We start from the raw sequence: 24,358 nt of genomic DNA on the forward strand, positions 1-24,358 counted from the left end.
GTCATCGGCTCGCCCCCTCGGCACCCTGGGCATCCGCCAGGTGTACACCGCCCTGCCCTACCAGCAGCAGGCCGCCATTGGCCAGGCCGCTGACGCCAGCCAGAGCGATGCGGTCGGCGCGGTTGTACACGGTGAAGGTCTGGCCGCCATCGGCACTGCGCAGCACGCTGCCGCCGTTGCCGACCAGCACCAGGGTGCCATCATCCAGAAGCGTAGCGCTTGCCAGGCCGAATTCGAGGTTGCCGCGCGCGACCTTGAGTTCGATCGGCTGCCAGCTGTCGCCAAAATCGGTGGAACGGAACAGGTTGCCGCGCAGGCCGTAGGCCAGCAAGGCGTGTGACTGGGCGGTGCCGATCACGCCGAACAGCGAGCCCTCGTACGGGCCCTGGACCTTGGCCCAGGTCTGGCCGTTGTCGGCGGAGCGGAACATGCCACCCTGCTCGCCTACGATGAACAGGCCGGCGTCACGCACCCGCGCGATACCGTTCAGGTGCAACTGGTCAGGGTTGTCCAGGCGTTCGGCCACGTCTTGCCAGTGCTGCCCGCCGTCTGTGGTTTCCAGCAAGGCGCCGTAGGCACCCACGGCAAAGCCGTGCTGGGCGTCGAGGAAGGCGACATCGAGCAATGGGGCTTCACGGGCAAGGTCTTCGTACTGCTTGGTCCAGGTGGCCCCGCCGTCGCTGCTGACGAGGATCTGCGCATCATGGCCCACCGCCCAGCCGCGCTTGTCGTCGAGGAAGAACACGGCGGTGAGCAGCTGCCGGGTGGGTACCCGGGCCTGGGTCCAGGTACTGCCCTGGTCGTCGGAGAACAGGATGTGGCCGCGATCACCCACCACCACCAGGCGCTTGCCAGCATGGGTGGCACCGATCAGCAGGCTTTGGCTGGCCTTGGCCGATTCGGTGGAGTATTCGTCGGCGGCGGCGGCCTGGGCGCTGTCGGCCCACACCCCCAATGCCAGTGCCAGCACTGCGCTGGCCGCCCATGGCCAGGCACCACGCCTGGCTGGCGCCCGTAGCTGTTCCCTCATGACTGCCCCCTTGTTGTGTTCTTGTTGGTGGGTCAATGCATTGCAGGTACTGCGAAAAGCCTGATCTAGAGGCCTGCAATAGCTTGAGGGGATCGTAGGGGGATGTTGGCGGGGATACAACGGGCGGGGTGTTATGTTTTGTTGTCGGCCCAAAAAGCTTCGCGGGTAAACCCGCTCCCACAGGTGCTACACCATCCATGAAAGCGGTGAAGTACCTGTGGGAGCGGGTTTACCCGCGAAGAGGCCGGCACTGACTACAGAAAACTCAAGCCAGGCTCTTGCTCACCACTTCATACACATCACTGGACAGCTCACCCGAAGCCAGAATCCGCTCCAGCTCTCCCTTCATCAGTGCCTGACGCGCATCGTCATACTTGCGCCAGCGGGTCAGCGGCGCCAGTTGCCGCGAGGCAATCTGCGGGTTCAGCGCATTCAGCTCGATGACCAAGTCCGCCAGGAAACGGTAGCCCGAACCATCCGCCGCATGGAAGTTGACCAGGTTCTGCCCGGCAAAGGCACCAATCAGCGCACGTACCTTGTTCGGGTTCTTCAGGGTGAATGCCGGGTGCTGCATCAACGCCTTGACCCGCGCCAGCCCGCCCGGCAGCGCGCTGGCCGCCTGCACGCTGAACCACTGGTCCATGACCAGCGGGTTGTCCTTGAAGTGCTCGGCAAAAGCTTCCAGGGCCTTGGCCCTCTCGGCTTCGAACTGCGAATTCACCAGCACCGCCAGGGCCGTGAGGCGTTCGGTCATGTTGTCGCACTGATCGAACTGCTCCAGGGTCGCTTCCAGCACCTGCGGCTTGCCGCTCTGCATCAGGTAGGACAGCGCGATGTTCTGCAGGCTACGGCGGGCGAAGTGCTCGGCAGAGGCCACATAAGCGGTGCTGCGCGACACGTCACGGTTGGCCTGGTAGCGCGCCCACAGGGCGTCGAACAGCTGTGCGGCGATCTGCTGGCGGGCGAACTCACGGGCAGCGTGGATGGCGTCGACGTCGGCCACCTGGCTGATTTCGGTGAGGTAGGCCTCTCCCGGCAGCGAAAGCATTTCGGCAACCATGGCGGCGTCCAGCGACTCGTTGCCCAGCACGGTGCCCAGGGCCGTGATCAGGCGCTGGTCGAGTTTAAGGGCTTCGCCGCGTTGATGCTGGCCGATCAGTTCTTGCAGTACCTGCACCGACAGCTGCTGGCCCGCTTCCCAGCGGTTGAAGCCGTCGCTGTCGTGCTGCATCAGGAACATCAGCTGGTCGCGGTCGTAAGGGAAGCTGAGCTTCACCGGCGCACTGAAGCCACGCAGCAGCGAGGGCAACGGCTTGGCCTGGATACCTTCGAAGGTGAAGGTCTGCTCGGCCTCGGTCACCGACAGCACGCGGCTGGTGCCGCCAGCAGCGGCTTCACCGGCCAGGCGCAGCGGCAGGTCATTGCCTTCGGCGTCCAGCAGGCCCAGCTCGACCGGGATCACGAACGGCAGCTTCTCGGCCTTGTCCGGGGTTTGCGGGCAGCTCTGGCGGAAGGTCAGGCTGTAGGTCTGCGCTGCAGCGTCATAAGCCTCGCCCACTTCCAGGCGCGGAGTGCCGGCCTGGTTGTACCAGCGCTTGAACTGGGTGAAGTCGACACCGTTGGCGTCTTCCATGGCCTTGATGAAGTCGTCGGTGGTCACCGCCTGGCCATCATGGCGTTCAAAGTACAGGTCGCTGCCTTTGCGGAAGCCTTCGTTACCCAGCAGGGTACGGACCATGCGCACCACTTCGGCGCCCTTCTCGTACACGGTCAGGGTGTAGAAGTTGGAGATTTCGATGAAGCTGTCCGGGCGCACGGGGTGGGCCATGGGGCCGGCGTCTTCGGCGAACTGGTGGGTGCGCAGGTAGGCGACGTCTTCGATGCGCTTGACCGTGCGCGAGTTCATGTCGGCGCTGAACTCGGCATCGCGGAACACCGTGAAGCCTTCCTTGAGCGACAGCTGGAACCAGTCACGGCAGGTGACACGGTTACCCGACCAGTTGTGGAAGTACTCGTGGGCGACCACGCCTTCGACGCGCTGGTGCGCAGCATCGGTGGCGGTTTCGGCACGGGCCAGCACACAGCTGGAGTTGAAGATGTTCAGGCCCTTGTTTTCCATGGCGCCCATGTTGAAGTCGTTGACCGCAACGATCATGAAGATGTCCAGGTCGTACTCGCGGCCATAGACTTCTTCGTCCCAGCGCATGGACTTCTTCAGGCTGACCATGGCGTGGTCGCACTTGTCGAGGTTCTCGGGCTCGACATAGATGCGCAGCATCACATCACGGCCAGACTGGCGCGTGAAGGTGTCCTCGACGCACCACAGGTCACCGGCCACCAGCGCGAACAGGTAGGCCGGCTTCTTGAACGGGTCTTCCCAGGTGGCCCAGTGGCGGCCATCCTCGGCCGGCCCGCTGCCCGTCGGGTTGCCGTTCGACAACAACACCGGGTAGCGATGCTGCTCGGCGATCACCGTGGTGGTGAAGGCGCTCATCACGTCCGGGCGGTCGAGGTAGTAGGTGATCTTGCGGAAGCCCTCGGCCTCGCACTGGGTGCAGAACATCTTGCCCGACTTGTACAGGCCTTCCAGCGCGGTGTTGCTCTCGGGGTGGATTTTCACGCTGGTGTCGAGGGTGAACTGCTCGGCCTTGGGGTGCAGCGTCAGGCTGTCGGCTTCGAGCTGGTAATCGCCCGCCTGCAATTGCTGGTCGTCCAGCGCAGCGCGCAGCAGTTCCAGCTGCTGGCCGTCGAGCACCAAAGGCGGCAAGCCGGCACCGCGTGCCGGGTTGCGGCGCATCACCAGTTGCGCGTGAACCAGGGTGTGGTCCTCGAACAGCTCGAAGGTCAGGTGCGTCTCGTCGATCAGGTACTCGGGCGCCTGGTAATCCTTCAGGTAGATCACTTGCGGTTGTTCGGTACGCATGTGCAGGTCCTTTTTACTGGAGCACGGCCAACTGGTAGGCCGTGTACTTGCGAATATTGATCACACCGGTGTCGAAGATCAGGTACTGGCCCTTGATGCCCAGCAGCGTGCCTTCGGCCACCGGGTCCTTGTCGAGGTTGAAGCTGACGATCTTTTTCGGGTAGGCCTCGACCGGGTACTTCATCTGCACCACTTCAGCGTCGGGCAGCGGCTGGATCGCCTGCAGGCCAAAGCGCCCGTGCAGCTCGCGCAAGCCGTCGGCGCAGGCGTCGAAGATCTGCTCACGAATGGCGGGCAGGTCGAGCACCTCGGCATCGCCTTTTAGCAGCGCGCGCCAGTTGGTGCGGTCTGGCACCTGGCTGCGCAGCACATCTTCGACCAGGCCTGATTGCTGGCGGGTAGACACGCGCATGATCGGCAGGGCCTGGCTGGCGCCCTGGTCGAGCCAGCGGGTGGGCAGCTGGGTGGCGCGGGTGATGCCGACCTTGATCCCCGACGAGTTGGCGAGGTAGACCACGTGGTCGGTCATGCAGAACTGTTCACCCCACGACGGCTCGCGGCAGGTGCCGGCGTCGTAGTGGCATTTTTCCGGGGCCATGATGCACACATCGCACTGGGCCAGCTTGGTCATGCACGGGTAGCAGTACCCCTGGCTGAAGCTGGTCTTGGTGCGCTTGCCGCAGTGGTTGCAGTGAATGGCGCCGAGGTATTCCAGGCGCAGGCGCTGGCCGATCAGCGGGTTGACCGGCACCTGCGTGTCATCCAGGCGGAAGCTGTATTGCACCACCGGTGCCTGCAGGCTTACCGCCATTTTGCTCAACGAGCCACGAGCGAGTTCGATCAATGTACCGAGTCCGATTTGAACAGAATGTTGGCGATCGGCGCAGACTTCGATGCGCATTCCTGCGGGCCCATGTAGCCGGTGCGCTGGTCTTCGGGCAGGTTCTGGATCTCCCAGGCGATCACGGCTTGGAGCGACAGCTCTTTTTGCTCGGCGGTGAGCTTGCGGCCATCGGACCATTTGCCGATTTCCACGGCCAGTTTCAGGCTCTCGTAGATTTCCGGTGTGATGTTTTCAATCATTTGCGCGAAAGTGGACATAGTGTCTCCTGATTCAAGCCGACAGTTTACGCCGGGCCAGCGCCCCACCCAAGAGCCCGGTCAGGCATCCGATGAGCAACCCGCCAACATGGGCGGCGTTGGCGATCTGGCCGAGGCCCAGCGTGCCGACCACACCGGTCAGGCATACCACCAGCCAGATCAGCATCATCACCAGCACGCCCTTGGGCAGGTTGAAGTAACGGTTGGGCGCCAGCCACTGATACAGCCAGATATGCCCGAGCAAGCCGTACAGCACGCCGGACAGGCCGCCGAACAGGCTCGGCCCGCTGGTGTAGTGCTGGGCCAGGTTGGACACCAGGCTGAATAGCAGGGTCAGGCCCAGCAGCATCCAGGGGCCCTGGCGCAGTTCGATACGCTTGCCCAGCTCCCAGTACCACAGGCTGTTCATGGCCAGGTGCAGCACACCGAAGTGCAGCAGCATGGGCGATACCAGGCGCCACCACTGGCCTTCGTTCAGAACTTGCGCCAGCGAACTGAAGTACAGGTAGTCGCCCTGGACGCGGAAGTCGAGGAAGGTGAACCAGCTGATGGTGGTGAAGTTGTCGCCCAGGCTGGTGAGGCCGGCGACGATGAAACACAGCAGCAGGGTGAGGGTGGTGATTTTGCAGGCTTTGGCCTGTTCTACCAGGGAGGGTTGTGTGGGGCTATTCGCGGGCCCCGCTCCCTCAGGTTGCTCTACCGCCTGGGTATCGGCATTGCCGTCCGGGTAGCGCTGGTAGAGTTGCAGTACGTCCTCGACCAGCGTGTCGGGGGCCCAAAGTACCTGGACATCGCCCTCCTCGCTTACCCGGTGCGGCACCTGCAGGCGCTGCAGCAAGTGGACGAAGCCGCTGAGGTCGACCGACAGCGGCAGGCGCATCACTTCGATAATGTTCATTGGTTGGCCTGTGGGCGGTCGACGTCGACCCAGACGAACTTGTGCGGGTCGATACGGGTTTCATCATCCAGCCGGTAAGCCGCCAGCTTGCCGTAGAGCACGGCACTGTAGTCCAGGCAGGCCAGGTTGGCGCGGATCGGCGCAGGCCGGCCGCTGCGCCAGTAGTGGCCAACGAACAGCAGGGGCTCGTCTTCGGCATAGCGCAGCAATGCGTTTTTCTGGCTGTGGCTGAGCGGTGTGCTGGCCACCTCCTCGGGCAGGGCATCGGGCTGGAACACGATGTCGCCGTAGGTTTGCGGGTCTTCTTCCCAGAACTTGGTGCGGAAAAACGCGCGGGTCAGGCCGTCGCCGCCGGTCAACGTCAGGCCGTCCGGCAGGCGCATGTCGGTGCCGCGCAACAGGCGGTTGCACACCGTGTCGGCAAAACTGCCACTTACCGCCGAGGCCTGGATGAAGTGTTCATCGATGCGCCCGTCGGGGTATTGCTGGCGCAACGGCTCGATCAACCGCGGGTCCCAGCAGGCGTGCACCAGGCGAAAGCGCCCGGCGTCGATGAACAGCGGCAGTTGGTAGAACCAGTTGACGAAGTCGTGCCAGTCGCCGGGGTGGTGGGCGAACTGCGTCAGGGTTTCGTCGATCAGCCGGGCATGGCGCGGCGTGTGCTCGCGCACAAAGGCCTTGCCGCTGCCGGGCAGCGCCGGGGTGACCCAGCCCAGGGCGTTGTACTCGTGGTTGCCCATGATGCAGAACGCCTGGCCGGCCTCGACCATGTCATGGACGATATGCAGCGCTTCGCGAATGCGTGGCCCGCGGTCGACGATATCGCCCAGGAACAGCGCCAGGCGCCGCGGGTGGCGCCACACGCCGGCCACACGCTTGTAACCGAGGGCGTCGAGCAGGCGTTCAAGGGTCAGTGCACAGCCGTGCACGTCGCCGATGATGTCGAAACTTCGCGCCGGATCGAGCATCAGTCGTCCCTGCTCCCCAAACGGCTGCCCCAACCCAGTTTGGTGCGGCAGACCTCGTAGTAATTGTGGTCCAGCGGGTGGATCAGGCGCAGCTTCTGCGGCTTCTTGCTCACCGTGATGGTGTCGCCGGGGGCGCAGGTGAAGTGGTTCTGGCCGTCACAGGACACTTGCGGGTAGATCTGCAGGTCCTTGGACACCACGATCTTCAGTTCGCTGTTGCCGTCGACCACGATCGGCCGGCCCGACAAGGTGTGCGGGTACATCGGCACGATAACGATGGCATCGAGCTTGGGGTGCATGATCGGGCCACCGGCCGACAGCGCGTAGGCGGTGGAACCGGTGGGGGTGGCGACGATCAGGCCGTCAGCCTTCTGGCTGCAGACGAACTGGCCGTCGATGTAGATCTCGAACTCGATCATGCGCGTGGACTTGCCTGGGTGCAGCACCACGTCGTTCAACGCATCCCCCTGGCCGATGGCTTCGTGGTGGCGACGCACCTCAGCCTGCAGCAGGAAGCGGTTTTCCACCAGATAATGGCCGTCGAGCACTTCGGCAACTTTCTCTTCCAGCTCGTCGGGGCGGATGTCGGTGAGGAAACCCAGGTTGCCACGGTTGATGCCCAACACCGGAATGTTGTGCCGGGCCAGGGCGCGTGCAGCGCCCAGCAGGCTGCCGTCGCCGCCGACCACGATGACCAGGTCACAGACCTCGCCCAGCAGCTTGCGGGTGGAGGTTTGCAGGCCATGGCCGGGTAGCACTTCGGCAATGGTGTCCTCGAGAATCACATGCAAGTGGCGATCGAGGAGGAATTTTTTCAGTCGGCGAATGGTGTCGAGCACCTGCGAGCTGCCAAGGCGGCCGATGATACCGATATTGCGAAATTGCTCCATGGGGCTCCTGCGGGGCTCTGCGACGGGTGACGATGAACCGATTATGGGCGAAACCACCGGGCAGCGGCAAACCGGCTATGCTCGCTGGATGATGCCATTCGCCCTGCTCAACGATCTGCCCCGGCAGCTACGCCGCCCCGCCGTGCGCGACCTGGCCTGGGCCTTGCTGTCGCCGCCCCTGCTCAGCACCCCGCCCTGCCCCCAGCGCCACCCGCTGACGGGCAGCCTCTGGGCGCAGCAGCCGCAGCGTCTCGAAGGCTGGTTGCGAGCGCTGGATGCCGACGATGGCCCGTTGCGCGAGTGGCTGGCAAAGCTCGGCAGCCGGCGGCTGGGGCTTTACTACGAACGGCTGTGGCAATTTGCCCTGGGCCAGGCACCCGGCATCGAGCTGCTGGCGGCCAACCTGGCAATCCGTGACGGTGGCCACACCCTGGGCGAACTGGACGTAGTGCTGCGCGACCGCGACGGTGTGCACCACCTGGAACTGGCGATCAAGTTGTACCTGGGGCCGCAAGACGCCGGGCACGACCCGCATGCCTGGCTGGGGCCTGGGTGCCATGACCGCCTGGGGAGCAAACTTGCGCACCTGAAGGGGCACCAGTTGCCGATGTCTGACGGGGCGCACAGCCGCGAGGTGCTGGCCCGGTTGGGGGTTGAGCAGGTGCAGGCACACGTGTGGCTGGGTGGCTATCTGTTCTATCCCTGGCCTGGGCATGCCGAGCCACCCGCAGCCGCCAACCCGCAGCACTTGCGTGGGCGCTGGGTGCGGCGGCGGGAATGGGTCATGGCAGAGGGTGAGCATTGGCAGCCCTTGCAGCGTCATGCCTGGCTGGCACCTGCGCGGATCGAGGCAGGCGAAGGCTGGACCGTGGAGCAGTTTGCGGCCTGGTTGCATGTGCTGGAGCGGCAGGCGCCGGCGCAGCTGCTGGTGAGGTTGGAGCCTGATGCTGAGGGTGCCTGGCAGGAGGCAGAGCGGGTGTTCCTCGTGGCTGATGACTGGCCGCACGTACCCGGTGCCTGATGTTACCTGTACCGGCCCTATCGCCGGCAAGCCAGATCCCACAGGTACTGCACAGGCCCCAGGCTCATCGTCGTACCTGTGGGAGCTGGCTTGCCGGCGATAGGGCCGGTGCTGGCAACACAATTTTCACAGACCCAGCGCAAAGATTTGTTTCTGGTAACCATTACAGTGGTACCTGAGCGCCAGCAAGAGCGCCTTTCCGACCTGATGACGAGGACCGATCATGGCTTCATCCAACCCCGCGACCCATTACGCGCGCCTGTCTATCGCCCTGCATTGGCTGATGCTGGTGCTACTGGCCGCTGTCTATGCGCTGATCGAACTGCGTGGCCTGTTTCCCAAGGACAGTGCCGAACGCAACCTGATGAAAGACCTGCACTTCATGCTCGGGCTCAGCGTGTTCGTGCTGGTCTGGCTGCGCCTGGCCATGCGCCTGAGCCGCCCTACCCCGCCCATCGTGCCCAAACCGCCGGCCTGGCAGACCGGGCTTGCGCACCTGATGCACCTGGCGCTGTACCTGCTGATGATCGGCATGCCACTGGCCGGCTGGCTGATCCTCAGCGCCGCCGACAAACCCGTGCCGTTCTTCGGCCTGGAGCTGCCGCACCTGATCGGCCCGGACCCGGACCAGGCCAAGTTCATCAAAGGCTGGCATGAACGCGTGGGCAGCTGGGGCTACTGGTTAATCGGCCTGCACGCGGTGGCCGGTCTGTATCACCACTATGTGCAGCGCGACAACACGCTGCTGCGCATGCTGCCCTTCAAGTAACCGCGCCGGCCCTGCAGGCCACCGGTATGCACAACGATCAGGCGGGTGCCGGGCGCAAACAGCCCGGCCTCGACCTGACCACGCAGGGCGAGCAGGGCCTTGCCGGTGTAAAGGGCCTCGAGCGGTACACCGCTGTGCTGCTCGCACTCGGCGATGAAAGCCAGCAGATCATCGTCAAACTTGCCAAACCCACCACGGCATGCGTCGTGTAGCTGGTAGCCGTGCGCACCGGCCAATGCTGCCACCGTCTCCGGCACACCATGATCCCTGGGCACAGCCAGTGCGCCATGTACGGCATGTGCACCCGCCTCTGCCAGCACCAGGCCAGCCAAGGTAGTCCCCGTTCCAGCAGCCAGCCACCAGGCATCGTAGCCCGACCAGCCCAGTGCCGAGATCTGCGACCGCGCCTGCTGCATGATAAGGGCACAGCCCTGTGCACCGGCCGGCCCGCCGCCGCCTTCGGGGATGCAATGCCAGCCGGGGTAGCGTGCCTGCCAAGGCTCCCAGAACCCTGGTTGGTTGCGCTCGCGGTAGCCGCCATAGCCCAGCCAATGCAATTGCATGCCCAGCGCCTGCAGGTCACGCACGGTTGGCGTGTCCTGGGGGTGGCCGCGCAGCAGGCCTGCCGTGGCAAAGCCGAAGCGTCTGCCAGCGGCGGCCAGGGCGTGGAGGTGGTTGGAATGGTTGCCGCCGAGGCTGATCAGGCCCGGGGCGTGACTGGCGCTGGCATGCTGCAGGTGATAGCGAAGCTTGAACCACTTGTTGCCGCTGATCAGCGGGTCGATCAGGTCCAGCCGCAGGATAGCGGCCTCGACATTGGCAGTTGCCAGCCAAGGCAGGTTCAGGGGTTGCAGGGGCGCTTGAGGGAAGTCGAAAAGCATCGTGCGAGTTTACCAGCGAAATCCTGGGGCCGCTGTGCGGCCGTTCGCTGGCTTCAGGCGTGCGCTATCCCTGTGGGAGCGGGCAAGCCCGCGAAGGGCTGCAAAGCAGCCCCAGCAATCTCAGAGCTCAGCCGCCAACCTTGACCCTTGGTTGATCGCCCGCTTGGCATCCAGCTCGGCCGCCACATCGGCCCCGCCAATCAGGTGCACCGACTGCCCCGCCGCCACCAGGCCGTCTTGCAGCTCACGCAGCGGGTCCTGCCCGGCGCAGATCACCACGTTGTCCACCGGCAGCACCTGCGGCTCGCCATCCGCCACACGAATGTGCAAACCGGCATCGTCGATACCCAGGTACTCGACGCTGTTCAGCATCTGCACCCGCTTGTTCTTCAACCCGGTGCGGTGAATCCAGCCGGTTGTCTTGCCCAGGCCATCACCCACCTTGGACTGCTTGCGCTGCAACAGGTACACCTGGCGCGCCGGGGCATGCGGCTCGGCCTTGACCCCGGCCACGCCACCACGCGCCTCAAGACGGGTATCGATGCCCCACTCCTTCCAGAACGCCTCACGGTCCTGGCTGGTGGCCACGCCCTCGTGCACCAGGTACTCGGACACATCGAAACCGATGCCACCCGCACCAATCACCGCAACCGCCTTGCCCACCGGCTTGCGCTCAAGCAGCACGTCCAGGTAGCTGAGCACCTTGGCATGCTCGACACCTGGGATGGCCGGGGTACGCGGTGCGATGCCGGTGGCCAGGATGATTTCGTCGTAGCCGCCGCTCACCAGCGCCTGTACGTCGACACGGGTATTCAGGCGCAGGTCCACGCCCGTGCTTTTCACCTTGTTGCGGAAGTAGCGCAGGGTTTCAAAGAACTCTTCCTTGCCCGGCACCCGCTTGGCCACGTTGAACTGGCCACCGATTTCGCTGGCGGCATCAAACAGGGTCACCGCGTGGCCCCGCTCGGCCGCCACGGTGGCCGCAGCCAGGCCAGCCGGGCCGGCGCCGACCACGGCAATGCGCTTTACTGCCCGCACGGGCAGGTAGTTGAGCTCGGTTTCGTGGCAGGCTCGCGGGTTGACCAGGCAACTGGTCAGTTTGCCGCCGAAGGTGTGGTCCAGGCAGGCCTGGTTGCAGCCAATGCAGGTGTTGATCTCGTCGGCACGGCCAGCCGCTGCCTTGTTGACGAAGTCCGGGTCGGCCAGGAACGGCCGGGCCATCGACACCATGTCGGCATCACCTTCGGCCAGTACCGCTTCGGCCACTTCCGGCGTATTGATACGGTTGGTGGTGATCAACGGAATGCTCACCACGCCACGCAGCTTGGCGGTGACTTTGGTAAACGCCGCACGCGGCACCTTGGTGGCGATGGTCGGGATACGCGCTTCGTGCCAGCCGATGCCGGTGTTGATCAAGGTCGCGCCGGCCTGCTCGATGGCCTTGGCCAGCAGCTCGATCTCGTCCCAGGTGCTGCCACCCTCGACCAGGTCGAGCATCGACAGGCGGAAGATGATGATGAAGTTCGGCCCTACCGCGCCGCGCACCCGGCTGACGATTTCCACCGCCAGGCGCATGCGGTTTTCATAACTGCCGCCCCACCGGTCGGTACGGTGATTGGTGTGGGCGGCAAGGAACTGGTTGATGAAGTAACCTTCCGAACCCATGATCTCGACGCCGTCGTAGCCGGCGCGCTGGGCCAGTGCCGCGCAATTGACGAAGTCGGCGATCTGTTTCTCGATGCCCTCCTCGTCCAGCTCTTTGGGCTTGAACGGGTTGATCGGCGCCTGGATTGCGCTAGGTGCCACCTGCCGTGGGCTGTAGGCGTAGCGCCCGGCATGCAGGATCTGCAGGCACACCTTGCCACCGGCGGCGTGCACCGCTTCGGTGACGATGCGGTGCTTGTCGGCTTCTTCCTCGGTGCTGAGCTTGGCCGCGCCGGAATACACCCCGCCTTCATCGTTGGGCGCAATGCCGCCAGTGACCATCAGGCCGACGCCGCCCCGGGCGCGCTCGGCAAAGTACGCAGCCATGCGCTCGAACCCGCCGGGGCGCTCTTCGAGGCCGGTGTGCATCGAGCCCATCAGGGTGCGGTTGCGCAAGGTGGTAAAGCCCAGGTCCAGCGGGGCAAGCAGGTGCGGGTAGCGGTCGGCGGCCATTGAAAGGTCCCCTGGTGGCGTGGTCACGGTATGCGGGCACCTCATTGGTCGGCGGGGCCCGTCGTTTGTCTGTCAGCGAGATTAAACAGCCGTTTGAATTGGCTCAATGATCGAAACTGACAAGTTATTGATCCTGCCGTACAGCGGGACTACCCTAGGGAACCCCGTTTCTCAAGGCGTCGTGCTGTTTCATGCGAAAACTCCTGGCAAGCGCCCTGGCGCTGGTGATGATCGCCTCCCTGTGCGGCTACGGCTTCTGGACCCAACAGCGCCCGGAAGGCCACTACCTGTCCGACCTGCGCATCCAGCTGGCACTCAACCATGGCGTGCCGGGCGAGCACGGCAACCTGCTGGGCGTCGAGCCGCTGCTGTACCCGAGTGACTACCAGAACCTGAAACGCCTGCACCGCAAGCTTGCAGCCTACCTGGAGCAGGCCCGTGCCCAGGGGCTGGTGAGCCCGCGCACAGTGGTCATACTGCCGGAGCACATCGGTACCTGGCTGTGGGCCCGCGGCGAAAAGAACGAGTTTTATCAGGTCACGCAAAGCCGCGAGGCCTTGCAATGGCTCGAGCTGAGCAACCCGCTGCGCTACGGTCTGGCCATGCTTGGCGCCGACGGCGACGACCGGCGCGCTGACGCGCACCTGCGCATGAAGGCCGAGCAAATGGCTGCGGACTACCAGCAGCTGTTCGGCGGCTTGGCCAAGGAATTCGGCGTCACCCTGGTGGCCGGCTCCATCGTGCTGCCCGCACCCTACGTAAAACAGGGCGTGCTGCATGCCGGCAGTGGCCCGCTGTTCAACGCCAGCATGGTGTTTGCCGGCGATGGCTCACTGCTCGGCCAGCCACAGCGCCAACAGTTTCCCGACAGTGAAATCCGCCGCTACGTGCACAATGGCCACCAACAACCCCTGCAAGTGGTGCAAACCCCTGCCGGGCGCCTGGGTGTGCTGGTGGGCAGTGACAGCTGGTACCCGGAGAACCACCAGCAACTGGCACAACAAGCGGTACAGCTGATCGCCAACCCGGTGTTCCTCAGCGGCAAGGGCAGTTGGGAAGCGCCATGGCGCGGCAATCGCCACCAGCAGGCCAGCGCCGGGCTGCCCCTGCAACGTGGTGAAGTCAGCGAACAGAGCGCCTGGCAACGCCTGACCGAGGCCGCAGGGGCCAGCGTCAGCAGCATGAGCGTGTTCATGCGCGGGCAGTTTTGGGAACAGGCCAGCGACGGCCAGGGCTTTGCTCGCCAGTCAGGTGAATTGCTGGCGGGTACCCCCAGCCATGGCGCCCGCCTGCTGAACCTGTGGCTGTAGGCCCATGGCCCGCCCCCGCATACGCCTGGGCGAGCTTTCGGTAGGCTTTGTCCAGCCGCTGACAGAGGCCCTGCGCGAACTGGGGCACGACCCCCAACCGCTGCTGCGCCGCTATGGCCTGGATACGCCCCGCCTTGCCGAGGCTGGCGCGCGCTTGTCGATCCCGCGCTACATGCACCTGGGCCACGCAGCCATCGAGCTGAGTGGCGAGGCCGCATTGGGCCTGCACATGGGGCGCCTGAGCCGCCTGGCGCATGCCGGCCTGGCCGGGGTCACCGCCGCCCAGGCGCCGACCCTGGGCGAGGCGGCACGCACCCTGTTGCGCTTCGAGCCACTGTACGCAGCCAACTACCGTGGCCACTCCAGCTTTGAGGAAGATGCCCAGGGTGCCTGGTTGCGCTTCTACTCCATCAGCCCCTACAACACCTACAACCGCTTCGTGGTCGATTCACTGCTTGCCGGCTGGCTGGCGCAGCTTGCCGATCTGGCTGGCACAGCGGTGCAGGCCGAGCGCCTGGACATCGAATTTTCCGCGCCCCCCTATGCGGCGCGCTATCAGGCGCTGTGCAGCGCACCCGTGCAGTTCGAGGCCGAGGGCAACCAGTTGCGGCTAAGCCGCGCAACCCTGCAACTGGCCAACCCCAGGCATTGCCCGAGCACCTGGCAGCACCTGCTGCAACTGTGCGAGGCAGAACTGCTGCAACTCACACGGGTGCGCAGCCTGGGTGAGCGCATCACCCACTTGCTGGGCCCGCTGCTCAACGGCGGCCGTGAACCGGACCTGGAAGAAGTGGCGCTGCGCCTGCAACTGCCCACCTGGACGTTGCGCCGCAAACTCGCCGAGGAAGGCACGCGCTTTCGCGACCTGCTCAACGAAACACGGCGCGACCTGGCCGAGACCTACATCCGGGATACGGAGCTGGCCTTCGGCGAGATTGCCTATCTGTTGGGGTTTGCTTCGGCCGAGGCCTTCCAGCGCGCGTTCAAGCGCTGGACAGGCCTTACACCGGGGGAGTTCCGCCGCAGCCAGCGACGGGCGGGCTAAAGCTCGGTAGCGTCTTCAGCCGGTTCCGGGGTGTCCAGTTCATAAGCCTGGGTTTCGAGTAGTTCTTCCTGGTATTCGTCCATTGCCCTGCGTCCTCTTTGCTCATTTTGTCTTCGTAGGTATCACCTTCAGCCTAAGCAGGTGGGATGAAGAGATGATGACAAGCTTATGAGTGGTAAACGTAGCAGGTGTTCAGGAAGTTATCGCGGGGTGTCTGTAACAGGGAATGTTTACAGCCTGCACCGGCCTCTTCGCGGGTAAACCCGCTCCCACAGGTACTGCACAGATCTCAAATTCTGTGCAGTACCTGTGGGAGCGGGTTTACCCGCGAAGAGGCCGGTGCAGGCAAACAGTCAAAGGGAAGGCGACGCGGCCTCGGCAGGCTGGGCTTCCTGCTGCACCTGAATCGGCGCTGCCTCGGCCGGCGGCGCGACAGGCTGCGAACCCTGGCTGTCATTCACCACCGGTGCCGCTGCTGCTTCACTGGCCGGGGCAACGGCCGCAGCCGCGGGTGCAACTTGCGCCACAGGTACGGCTTCCGGAGCCGGGGCAGGTGCCACCGGGTTCGCAGCTGCCTGCTCCGGCAGCCCCAGTTCCACCGCGGGTTTCTGCACCTTGGGCGCCTCGACCTTGGCCTCTTCGACCTTCTTCGGTTTCGGCTTGGGCAGGTAGCTCTCTACCAGGGCGAAATACCGGTCATAGAACTGCGCCGCCGTCACCGTTTCGCTGGCCACCTTGACCATCGAGTCGTCGCTGGAGCCGATCGGCATCGACACCGACCCCAGCACGCCCACACCCAGGCTGGCGGAGGTGTTGGACTTTTTCAGCGCATAACGGTCCTGCAGGGCGTTGGCGAACATGGTCGAACGCTGTTCGTCGCTCACATCCGGCGCACAGGTTACGTTGAAGCTGATCTGCAGGTGGTTCTCGCTGTTCTGCTGGAAGCTCTTGTTGCCCACCACCTGGTTGGCGCCGCTGTTGGTAATGATGTAGCCCTGGCTGAGCAAGGCACGCCGGGCGGCCTCGCAAGAGCCGGCATCGCTCACCGGAAAGCTGCGCGAGAAGGTACCCGAGTCATCGAAGTTCTCGTGCTCGTACACGGCGGTTTTTTTCGAGGAACAACCGGCCACCCCCGCCAGCACCAGGGCCAGCCCGAGCGCACCAAAGACGGAAGATCTGGTCATTGCGAATTCCGGGTAAGTCGACAAGGTGCCTATTGTGCAACACAGCAGGCAGGCACAGGAACCATTGGTCGGTGAAGAGTCTGTCAGGTTGGTGTAAATCTGGGTAAAGGCGGGGGTTTCAGCCCTAGAAACAAAAAAAGCGACCCGAAGGTCGCTTTTTTTGTGCTTCAAGGCGTTCAAAGGGGCCTTGAGACGAAGATGGCGCAGCGGACGGGACTCGAACCCGCGACCCCCGGCGTGACAGGCCGGTATTCTAACCGACTGAACTACCGCTGCGTATCATTCAGGCTTTCGCCCGATTGAAACCTGGGTCTACCCTCCCGGCGCAATGGCCTCAGGGCAGGCACAAAAAAAGCGATAACAAGATCGCTTCTTTTGTGTTTGCCTCAAGGTGTTCTAGGGACCTTGAAGCGAAGATGGCGCAGCGGACGGGACTCGAACCCGCGACCCCCGGCGTGACAGGCCGGTATTCTAACCGACTGAACTACCGCTGCGTATCGTTCAGGCTTGCGCCCGATTGAAACTGGGATCAGCCAAAGGCAATTTGCCTTGTGGCTTCAGACCGGTGCAAAGCACCCATCTGTTACTGAAAAATGGCGCAGCGGACGGGACTCGAACCCGCGACCCCCGGCGTGACAGGCCGGTATTCTAACCGACTGAACTACCGCTGCGCAGTGCGTTCCTCTCTGGCGTTCGGCTTCTTGCGAAACCTTGTGCACCAGGAACTTCTCAGGAAGTGGTGGGTGATGACGGGATCGAACCGCCGACCCTCTGCTTGTAAGGCAGATGCTCTCCCGGCTGAGCTAATCACCCTCGCGATGTTGCTTGTTGCGTTTGCTTCGCTGAGGCCGCGAAATTTACGCAGGTGGCGAAGCTAAGTCAATAGCCCCATTGAATTTTTTTCAAAAAAGGCAAAAACAGAAAAGGGACCTTTTCGGTCCCCTTCCCTTACAGCGTCAAACTCAGGTGTAGATCATCTTGCGGGTCATGCCGCCATCGACCACAAACTCCTGGCCGGTGACAAACGCCGCCTGGCGAGACAGCAGCCAGGCAACCATCGCCGCCACATCCTCTACGGTGCCTACCCTGCCCGTCGGGTGCTGAGCATGGTCGGCCTCGGTCAACGGCTCGGCGCGGCGCTGCGACGGGTCACGGGCATCGATCCAGCCCGGGCTCACCGCATTGACACGAATCTCCGGGCCCAGGCTCATGGCCAGGGCATGGGTCAAGGCCACCAGGCCGCCCTTGCTCGCCGCGTAGGCCTCGGTATCTGGCTCGGACTGCCGCGCCCGGGTAGAGGTGAGGTTGACGATCGCCCCGTTGTGCGCGCGCAGGTACGGTGCACAATGCTTGGCCAGCAGCATCGGGCCGTTGAGGTTGACCGCCAGCACCCGGTTCCATTGCGCCAGGCTCAGGCTTTCCAGGGTCTGGTTATGCGGGTTGGCGATAGCCGCATTGCACACCAACGCATCCAGCCGACCGAACTGACCGAGCACTTCGGACACCCCGGCACTGACCTGGGCCTCGTCGGCAACGTCCATAGTGATGAACCAGGCGTTGTCACCCAAGGCCTTGGCCACTTTGCTGCCACGCTGCCGGTCCAGGTCGCTCAGCACCACCTGCCAGCCTTCACAGATCAGCCATGCGGCAATACCCAGGCCGATGCCGCGCGCGGCACCGGTGACCAAGGCTACCCGGCCATTGTGGCCCGGGGTACTGCCGCGGATTTCGATCACAGCGCGGCCAGCCCGCGTGCAAGGTCGGCCTGCAGGTCAGCCACGTCTTCCAGGCCCACGGCAACGCGGATCAGGCTGTCGCGGATACCGGCGGCTTCACGCTCCTGCGCCGACAGGCGGCCGTGGGAGGTGGTGGCCGGGTGGGCGATGGTGGTCTTGCTGTCACCCAGGTTGGTGGTGATGGAAATCACCCGGGTGGCGTCGATGAAGCGCCAGGCGCCCTCTTTGCCGCCCTTGACCTCAAAGCTGACCACCGCACCAAAGCCACTCATCTGGCGCTTGGCCAGCGCGTGCTGCGGGTGGCTAGGCAGGCCGGCGTAGTGCACCTTCTCCACACCGTCCTGCTGCTCCAGCCATTCGGCCAGGGCCTGGGCGCTTTCGCAGTGCGCACGCATGCGCAGGCGCAGGGTTTCCAGGCCCTTGGTGAAGATCCAGGCATTGAACGGGCTGAGCGTCGGGCCTGCGGTACGCAGGAAGCCCACCACTTCTTTCATCTGTTCGGCACGGCCGGCAACCACACCACCCATGCAACGGCCCTGGCCGTCGATGAACTTGGTGGCCGAGTGGAACACGATATCGGCACCCAGCTTCAGTGGCTGCTGCAGCGCCGGGGTGCTGAAGCAGTTGTCCACCACCAGCATGGCACCGCGGGCATGGGCAATTTCACTGAGCGCGGTGATATCGACCAGCTCGGCCAGCGGGTTGGACGGCGACTCGACGATCAGCAGTTTGGTATTGGCCTTGATGGCCTTTTCCCAGCCGCCGAGGTCGACCAGTGGCACGTAGTCCACCTGCACGCCAAAGCGCTTGAAGTACTTCTCGAACAGGCTGATGGTCGAGCCGAACACGCTCTGCGACACCAGCACGTGGTCACCGGCACTGCACAGCGACATCACCACGGCCAGGATCGCCGCCATGCCGGTGGATGTACCCACGGCCTGCTCGGCGCCTTCCATGGCCGCCAGGCGCTCCTCGAAGGCACGCACCGACGGGTTGGTGTAACGCGAATAGACGTTGCCCGGCGTTTCACCGGCAAAGCGCGCGGCCGCGTCGGCGGCCGTGCGGAACACGTAGCTGGAGGTCAGGAACAGCGCTTCGCTGTGCTCGCCCTCGGGTGTACGGTGTTGACCGGCACGCACCGCCAGGGTGTCGAAACCGACACCCTCGAGGTCGCTGTCCAGTCGCCCGGCATCCCATTGATCCGTCATGCCGTCGCTCCCTGAATCAGTTGTTGTAGAGGTCGATGATCGCGCTGACGGCCTGGTTCTTGACCTTGGCCAGGTCATTACGGGCCTGCTCGATACGCTCGAGGTAGGCATCGTCGATATCGCCGGTGACGTACTCACCGTTGAACACCGCGCAATCGAAGTGGTCGATCTTGATCTTGCCGCCACCGACCGAGTCGATCAGGTCTGGCAGGTCCTGATAGATCAGCCAATCGGCGCCAATCAACTCGGCCACCTGTTCGGTGGTACGGTTGTGGGCGATCAGTTCGTGAACACTCGGCATGTCGATGCCGTAGACGTTGGGGTAGCGCACCGCAGGGGCTGCGGAGCAGAAGTAGACATTCTTGGCACCGGCTTCGCGGGCCATCTGGATGATCTGCTTGCAGGTGGTGCCGCGCACGATCGAGTCGTCCACCAGCATCACGTTCTTGCCGCGGAATTCCAGTTCGATGGCGTTGAGCTTCTGGCGTACCGATTTCTTGCGCGCGGCCTGGCCGGGCATGATGAAGGTACGGCCGATGTAGCGGTTCTTGACGAAGCCTTCGCGGAACTTGACGCCCAGGCGGTTGGCCAGCTCCAGCGCGGCAGTACGGCTGGTGTCCGGGATCGGGATGACCACGTCGATATCGTGCTCTGGGCGCTCGCGCATGATCTTGTCGGCCAGCTTCTCACCCATGCGCAGACGGGCCTTGTACACCGAAATACCGTCGATGATCGAGTCCGGGCGGGCCAGGTAGACGTGCTCGAAGATGCACGGCTGCAGTTTTGGCGCTTCGGCGCACTGCTTGGTGAACAGTTGGCCTTCCTCGGTGATGTACACCGCTTCGCCCGGCGCCAGATCGCGGATCAGGGTGAAGCCGAGCACGTCCAGGGCCACGCTTTCCGAGGCGATCATGTATTCCACGCCTTCGTCGGTGTGACGCTGGCCGAACACCACCGGGCGAATGCCGTGGGGGTCGCGGAAGCCGACGATGCCGTAACCGGTGACCATCGCCACCACAGCGTAACCGCCGACGCAGCGGCTGTGCACGTGGGAAACAGCGGCGAACACGTCTTCTTCGGTCGGCTGCAGCTTGCCACGCACCGCCAGCTCATGGGCGAACACGTTCAGCAGCACTTCCGAGTCGGAGTTGGTGTTGACGTGACGCAGGTCCGACTCGTAGATCTCCTTGGCCAACTGCTCGACGTTGGTCAGGTTGCCGTTGTGGGCCAGGGTGATGCCATACGGCGAGTTGACGTAGAACGGCTGGGCCTCGGCCGAGGTCGAGCTGCCCGCCGTCGGGTAGCGCACGTGGCCAATGCCCATGCTGCCCACCAGGCGCTGCATGTGGCGCTGCTGGAAGACGTCGCGCACCAGGCCATTATCCTTGCGCAGGAACAACCGGCCGTCATGGCTGGTCACGATACCGGCAGCGTCCTGGCCGCGGTGCTGGAGGACCGTAAGCGCGTCATACAGCGCCTGATTGACGTTCGACTTACCGACGATACCGACGATGCCACACATGCGACGCAACCCCTACTTTGACGAAACTTGAGTGAATAGCGCTCAGGGCCGGGACGGCCCGAGCAACTGTTCCTTGAACGGAAGATCAGCCGGAGCGCTGATCAACCCACTGGGCGACCACTGGCCGGTGAAACCCAAAATCAGGTTTTTCGACCAGTCGGCGACCAAGAGAAATTGTGGTATCAGGCGCGATTCCTGCCACCAGGTGTCTTGTTGAACCGGCCCCAGGCTGATCAGGCCTATGGCCACCACTACCAGCAAGGCCCCGCGCGCAGCGCCAAAGGCCATGCCCAGGAAACGATCGGTGCCGGACAGCCCGGTTACACGGATCAGCTCGCCGACCAGGAAGTTGACCATGGCCCCCACCAGCAAGGTGGCGACGAAAAGAATGGCGCAGCCGGCGATGACGCGCATCGATGGCGCCTGGATATAGCTCTCAAGATACACCGAGAGTGAACCGCCGAACATCCACGCAACCGCACCGGCAATGATCCAGATGAGCAACGACAAGGCTTCCTTGACGAAGCCGCGCTTGAGACTGATCAGTGTGGAGACGGCGATGATCGCGATGATCGCCCAATCAACCAAGGTAAATGCCACGGTGCTGCCTGCAGACGTTTGAGGCGGCGCATTTTACCAGAGCGACGGGCTAGGAGTAAGCGGAATGTCGGGTGGATTGGTGTTGGCTTTATCGCCGGCAAACCAGCTCCCGTAGAGAGAGCACAGCCCTTGAGGTCAATGCGATCGCGGTGGGGACTGGCTTGCCGGCGATGGCCGGCAAAGCCGCCCTGGTGATTTCAGCTGCGTTCTGGCTGGAAACGCACCACAAAGCCCTTGAGGCTGTTCTGGCGGTTGATGGCGTCGCGCGTGCGCTCGGCCTCGGCCCGCTCGATCAGCGGCCCGACATACACCCGGTTCATCCCGCCCGCCGAGCGGATATAGGCGTTGTAGCCCTGACTGCGCAGCGTTTGCTGCAGCTTCTCGGCACCGGCACGGTTGGACAGGCTGGCCAACTGGATGGACCAGCTGACAGGCAAACCATTGACGTCGATCTTCGAGGGGGCAGCTGGCTTGGCCACTGCCGTGGCAGGTGCCGGGGTGGCCGCCGGTTTGGGCTCGACCTTGGCTGCCGGGGCCTGCGGCTTGGCCGGCTGAACCTGCGCCTGGGTCTGCGGCGATGGCGTGATTGGCTGGCTGGGCGTAGCGGCCGGCGCAGTGGACTCGTCGACCACCACCGGTGGCTGCTGCGGCTCTTCAGGAATGACCTGCGGCTCCGGCACGGCGACCGGGTCCACTTTCACTTCCGGCAGGCTTGGCATGGCCGGTGCCTGCGGGGCTTCGACGTGCACCTGGCGCATCTCGTCCTCGCGGGTGAACAGCATCGGCAGGAAAATCACCGCCAGCGCCACCAGCACCAGCGCACCCACCATGCGCTGTTTCATCCCTTTATCCAGCACTGCCATCTACTCCACCCTCCTGGGCGTGCCGCTCCAGCCACTCCAGCGCTTGGGCAACACAGAAAAACGAACCGAACAGCAGGACCTGATCATCTGCCGTCGCCTGAGCGCACTGCCCGTCAAGGGCGGCGTCGACGCTGGCATAAGACTTCACCGCAGCACCGAGGTTCGTCAAGGCCGTGGCCAGTTCTGCAGCCGGGCGGCTGCGGGGAGTATCCAGCGGCGCCACGGCCCAGTCGTCGACCAGGCCCTGCAGCGGCGCGACAACGCCATCCAGGTCCTTGTCGGCGAGCAGGCCGAACACCACCAGGCGACGCCCCTTGAGCGGCCGGGCCGCCAGGCGCCGGGCCAGGTACTCCGCTGCATGGGGATTGTGCCCCACGTCCAGCAGCAGCTCCACCGGCTTGCCCTGCCAGTTCACCATGCGGCGATCGAGGCGGCCGGTGATGCGGGTAGCCAGCAGCGCCTCGCGCACCTGCGCGGCATCCCACGGCAGACCCATCAGCAGGTAAGCCTGCAGGGCCAGCGTGGCGTTTTCCATGGGCAGGTCAAGCAAAGGCAGCTCGCGCAGCGCTACCTGCGTACCGTCAGCCGCCGTACCGCGCCAGTGCCAGCTGCCAGCGGCAATGGCCAGGTCGAAGTCACGGCCGCGCAGGAACAGCGGGACTGCCAGTTCGGCGGCCTTGTCCAGCAACGGCTGCGGCGGGTCCGGGTCCCCGCACAGGGCCGGTTTGCCCGGGCGGAAGATGCCGGCCTTCTCGAAGGCCACAAGCTCGCGAGTATCGCCCAGGTAATCGACATGGTCGACGCCGATACTGGTCACCAGGGCCAGGTCGGCGTCCACCACGTTCACGGTGTCCAGGCGGCCACCAAGCCCCACTTCCAGCACCACGGCATCCAGCTGCGACTGGTAGAACAACCAGAACGCGGCCAGCGTGCCCATCTCGAAGTAGGTCAGGGAAATTTCGCCCCGCGCCGCCTCGACGGCAGCGAAGGCTTCGCACAGGCGCTCATCGCTGGCTTCTTGGCCATCGATCACTACCCGCTCGTTGTAACGCAACAGGTGCGGCGAGCTGTACACGCCGACCTTGAGCCCCTGGGCGCGCAGCAGCGAGGCCACGAACGCGCAGGTCGAACCCTTGCCGTTGGTGCCGGTTACCGTCACCACGCGTGGTGCCAGCTTGCCCAGGGCCAGCCGGGCAAGCACCTTCTGCGACCGCTCCAGGCCCATGTCGATGGCCGAGGGGTGCAACTGCTCGAGGTAGGCGAGCCATTCGCCCAGGGATCGTTGTGTCATCACGCGACAGCAGCCGCCTCACGCGCTTGCTCCGGTGTTTCCTGGCCAGTCATCTGCGCCAGCAGGCGGGCCAGACGCGGGCGCAGTTCGCCACGGGAGATGATCAGGTCGATAGCACCGTGCTCCAGCAGGAACTCGCTGCGCTGGAAGCCTTCTGGCAGCTTCTCGCGGACGGTCTGCTCGATCACACGCGGGCCGGCAAAGCCGATCAGGGCCTTTGGCTCACCGACGATCACGTCGCCGAGCATCGCCAGGCTGGCAGAAACGCCGCCATACACCGGGTCGGTCAGCACCGAGATGAACGGGATGCCTTCTTCGCGCAGGCGCGCCAGCACGGCCGAAGTCTTGGCCATCTGCATCAGCGAGATCAGCGCTTCCTGCATGCGCGCACCGCCCGAGGCGGAGAAACAGACCATCGGGCAGCGGTGTTCCAGGGCGTAGTTGGCCGCGCGCACGAAGCGCTCGCCGACGATGGCCCCCATGGAGCCGCCCATGAACGAGAACTCGAAGGCGCTGACCACGATCGGCATGCCCATGAGGGTGCCGCTCATGGAGATCAGCGCGTCTTTTTCGCCGGTCTGCTTCTGGGCGCCGGTCAGGCGGTCCTTGTACTTCTTGCCGTCACGGAACTTCAGGCGGTCGACCGGCTCCAGGTCGGCACCCAGTTCGGCACGGCCTTCGGCATCCAGGAAGATATCGATGCGTGCACGTGCGCCGATGCGCATGTGGTGGTTGCACTTGGGGCAGACATCCAGGGTTTTTTCCAGCTCCGGACGATACAGCACGGCCTCGCAGGACGGGCACTTGTGCCACAGGCCCTCAGGCACCGAGCTCTTCTTCACCTCGGAACGCATGATCGAAGGGATCAGTTTGTCGACTAACCAGTTGCTCATGCTTTCTTTCTCCAGTATCGGCAGGCGGGGGTCGGCGTCACCGGCCCTGCCCTGCCCTTGAGCTCAAA

At 64.3% G+C, this 24,358-nt stretch carries 21 protein-coding genes and 4 tRNA genes; 4 read left to right on the plus strand and 21 right to left on the minus strand.

All coding sequences use genetic code 11. The features are described 5' to 3' along the window. Window position 1: 1 nt before the first annotated feature. From JOY50_RS16465 to JOY50_RS16495, 7 genes are all read right to left on the minus strand, one after another. The gene (locus JOY50_RS16465; RefSeq protein WP_132846606.1) at window positions 2-1,030 is read right to left on the minus strand and encodes a YCF48-related protein; all 1,029 of its coding nucleotides are present in this window, start codon (window positions 1,028-1,030) and stop codon (window positions 2-4) included. A gap of 265 nt (window positions 1,031-1,295) precedes the next feature. Then, window positions 1,296-3,953, minus strand: a complete 2,658-nt coding sequence (pepN, locus tag JOY50_RS16470; RefSeq protein WP_138737387.1) for an aminopeptidase N — start codon at window positions 3,951-3,953, stop codon at window positions 1,296-1,298. Window positions 3,954-3,966: 13 nt separating this feature from the next. After that, complete coding sequence (locus JOY50_RS16475) at window positions 3,967-4,797, minus strand: DUF2797 domain-containing protein (RefSeq protein ID WP_138737388.1); 831 nt, start codon at window positions 4,795-4,797, stop codon at window positions 3,967-3,969. Next, entirely contained in the window at window positions 4,794-5,054 is a 261-nt protein-coding gene (locus JOY50_RS16480; protein ID WP_016500845.1) for a YeaC family protein, read from the minus strand. The genes JOY50_RS16475 and JOY50_RS16480 overlap by 4 nt, the downstream gene beginning before the upstream one ends. Window positions 5,055-5,067: 13 nt before the next feature. Continuing rightward, window positions 5,068-5,952 (minus strand): rhomboid family intramembrane serine protease, encoded by an 885-nt coding sequence (locus JOY50_RS16485; RefSeq protein ID WP_243055543.1) that lies wholly within the window; start codon window positions 5,950-5,952, stop codon window positions 5,068-5,070. Beyond that, window positions 5,949-6,920 carry a metallophosphoesterase gene (locus tag JOY50_RS16490; protein WP_132846610.1) on the minus strand — a complete coding sequence of 324 codons (972 nt, stop codon included), beginning with the start codon at window positions 6,918-6,920 and terminating at the stop codon, window positions 5,949-5,951. Before JOY50_RS16490 ends, JOY50_RS16485 begins: the two co-directional genes overlap by 4 nt. Beyond that, the gene (locus JOY50_RS16495; protein WP_016485536.1) at window positions 6,920-7,810 is read right to left on the minus strand and encodes an NAD(+) kinase; all 891 of its coding nucleotides are present in this window, start codon (window positions 7,808-7,810) and stop codon (window positions 6,920-6,922) included. The genes JOY50_RS16490 and JOY50_RS16495 overlap by 1 nt, the downstream gene beginning before the upstream one ends. Window positions 7,811-7,853: 43 nt before the next feature. Here JOY50_RS16495 and JOY50_RS16500 point away from each other — a divergent pair, with 43 nt between their 5' ends. Together JOY50_RS16500 and JOY50_RS16505 are read left to right on the plus strand one after the other, a co-directional pair. Continuing rightward, window positions 7,854-8,831, plus strand: coding sequence for a DUF1853 family protein (locus JOY50_RS16500; RefSeq protein WP_192902541.1), 978 nt, complete (start codon window positions 7,854-7,856; stop codon window positions 8,829-8,831). 223 nt (window positions 8,832-9,054) lie between these two features. Then, window positions 9,055-9,600, plus strand: a complete 546-nt coding sequence (locus tag JOY50_RS16505) for a cytochrome b (protein WP_132846612.1) — start codon at window positions 9,055-9,057, stop codon at window positions 9,598-9,600. Here JOY50_RS16505 and JOY50_RS16510 read toward each other — a convergent pair. Beyond that, window positions 9,552-10,481 carry a 1-aminocyclopropane-1-carboxylate deaminase/D-cysteine desulfhydrase gene (locus JOY50_RS16510; protein WP_138737881.1) on the minus strand — a complete coding sequence of 310 codons (930 nt, stop codon included), beginning with the start codon at window positions 10,479-10,481 and terminating at the stop codon, window positions 9,552-9,554. The genes JOY50_RS16505 and JOY50_RS16510 overlap by 49 nt on opposite strands. 120 nt (window positions 10,482-10,601) lie before the next feature. Beyond that, window positions 10,602-12,638, minus strand: coding sequence for an NADPH-dependent 2,4-dienoyl-CoA reductase (locus tag JOY50_RS16515; protein ID WP_138737882.1), 2,037 nt, complete (start codon window positions 12,636-12,638; stop codon window positions 10,602-10,604). 191 nt (window positions 12,639-12,829) lie between these two features. On the opposite strand from JOY50_RS16515, the gene JOY50_RS16520 reads away from it, so the two are divergent. Both JOY50_RS16520 and JOY50_RS16525 read left to right on the plus strand, forming a co-directional pair. Further along, a complete protein-coding gene (locus JOY50_RS16520; protein WP_132846615.1) occupies window positions 12,830-13,948 on the plus strand; it encodes a nitrilase-related carbon-nitrogen hydrolase in 1,119 nt (372 codons plus the stop codon). 4 nt (window positions 13,949-13,952) lie between these two features. Beyond that, window positions 13,953-14,993 (plus strand): AraC family transcriptional regulator, encoded by a 1,041-nt coding sequence (locus tag JOY50_RS16525; RefSeq protein WP_138737883.1) that lies wholly within the window; start codon window positions 13,953-13,955, stop codon window positions 14,991-14,993. A gap of 353 nt (window positions 14,994-15,346) precedes the next feature. Here JOY50_RS16525 and JOY50_RS16530 read toward each other — a convergent pair whose 3' ends face one another. The 12 genes from JOY50_RS16530 to accD form a co-directional block, all read right to left on the minus strand. Beyond that, window positions 15,347-16,177, minus strand: coding sequence for a DUF2242 domain-containing protein (locus tag JOY50_RS16530; RefSeq protein WP_063425035.1), 831 nt, complete (start codon window positions 16,175-16,177; stop codon window positions 15,347-15,349). Window positions 16,178-16,376: 199 nt separating this feature from the next. Beyond that, window positions 16,377-16,453: transfer RNA gene (locus JOY50_RS16535), tRNA-Asp, on the minus strand. A 141-nt stretch (window positions 16,454-16,594) separates the two neighbouring features. Continuing rightward, window positions 16,595-16,671 (minus strand) — tRNA-Asp (locus JOY50_RS16540). A 100-nt stretch (window positions 16,672-16,771) separates the two neighbouring features. After that, window positions 16,772-16,848 (minus strand) — tRNA-Asp (locus tag JOY50_RS16545). Window positions 16,849-16,914: 66 nt separating this feature from the next. Continuing rightward, window positions 16,915-16,990: transfer RNA gene (locus JOY50_RS16550), tRNA-Val, on the minus strand. Between the two features lie 149 nt (window positions 16,991-17,139). Next, on the minus strand, window positions 17,140-17,913 hold the full coding sequence (locus tag JOY50_RS16555) for an SDR family oxidoreductase (RefSeq protein WP_019473029.1): 774 nt from the start codon (window positions 17,911-17,913) through the stop codon (window positions 17,140-17,142). Further along, the gene (locus JOY50_RS16560) at window positions 17,910-19,121 is read right to left on the minus strand and encodes an O-succinylhomoserine sulfhydrylase (RefSeq protein ID WP_019473028.1); all 1,212 of its coding nucleotides are present in this window, start codon (window positions 19,119-19,121) and stop codon (window positions 17,910-17,912) included. The genes JOY50_RS16555 and JOY50_RS16560 overlap by 4 nt, the downstream gene beginning before the upstream one ends. A 16-nt stretch (window positions 19,122-19,137) precedes the next feature. Beyond that, window positions 19,138-20,643, minus strand: a complete 1,506-nt coding sequence (gene purF / locus JOY50_RS16565; protein ID WP_019473027.1) for an amidophosphoribosyltransferase — start codon at window positions 20,641-20,643, stop codon at window positions 19,138-19,140. Window positions 20,644-20,685: 42 nt separating this feature from the next. Next, window positions 20,686-21,243: a CvpA family protein gene (locus JOY50_RS16570; protein ID WP_243055544.1), complete on the minus strand. Its 558-nt coding sequence runs from the start codon at window positions 21,241-21,243 to the stop codon at window positions 20,686-20,688. 197 nt (window positions 21,244-21,440) lie between these two features. Further along, on the minus strand, window positions 21,441-22,106 hold the full coding sequence (locus tag JOY50_RS16575) for an SPOR domain-containing protein (RefSeq protein WP_132847032.1): 666 nt from the start codon (window positions 22,104-22,106) through the stop codon (window positions 21,441-21,443). Beyond that, complete coding sequence (folC, locus tag JOY50_RS16580; RefSeq protein WP_243055545.1) at window positions 22,090-23,397, minus strand: bifunctional tetrahydrofolate synthase/dihydrofolate synthase; 1,308 nt, start codon at window positions 23,395-23,397, stop codon at window positions 22,090-22,092. The genes JOY50_RS16575 and folC overlap by 17 nt, the downstream gene beginning before the upstream one ends. Beyond that, complete coding sequence (accD, locus tag JOY50_RS16585; protein ID WP_009686024.1) at window positions 23,397-24,290, minus strand: acetyl-CoA carboxylase, carboxyltransferase subunit beta; 894 nt, start codon at window positions 24,288-24,290, stop codon at window positions 23,397-23,399. The genes folC and accD overlap by 1 nt, the downstream gene beginning before the upstream one ends. Between the last annotated feature and the right edge of the window lie 68 nt (window positions 24,291-24,358).

Source organism: Pseudomonas sp. BP01 (assembly GCF_022760795.1).
GTDB classification, from domain to species: Bacteria; Pseudomonadota; Gammaproteobacteria; order Pseudomonadales; family Pseudomonadaceae; genus Aquipseudomonas; species Aquipseudomonas putida_Q.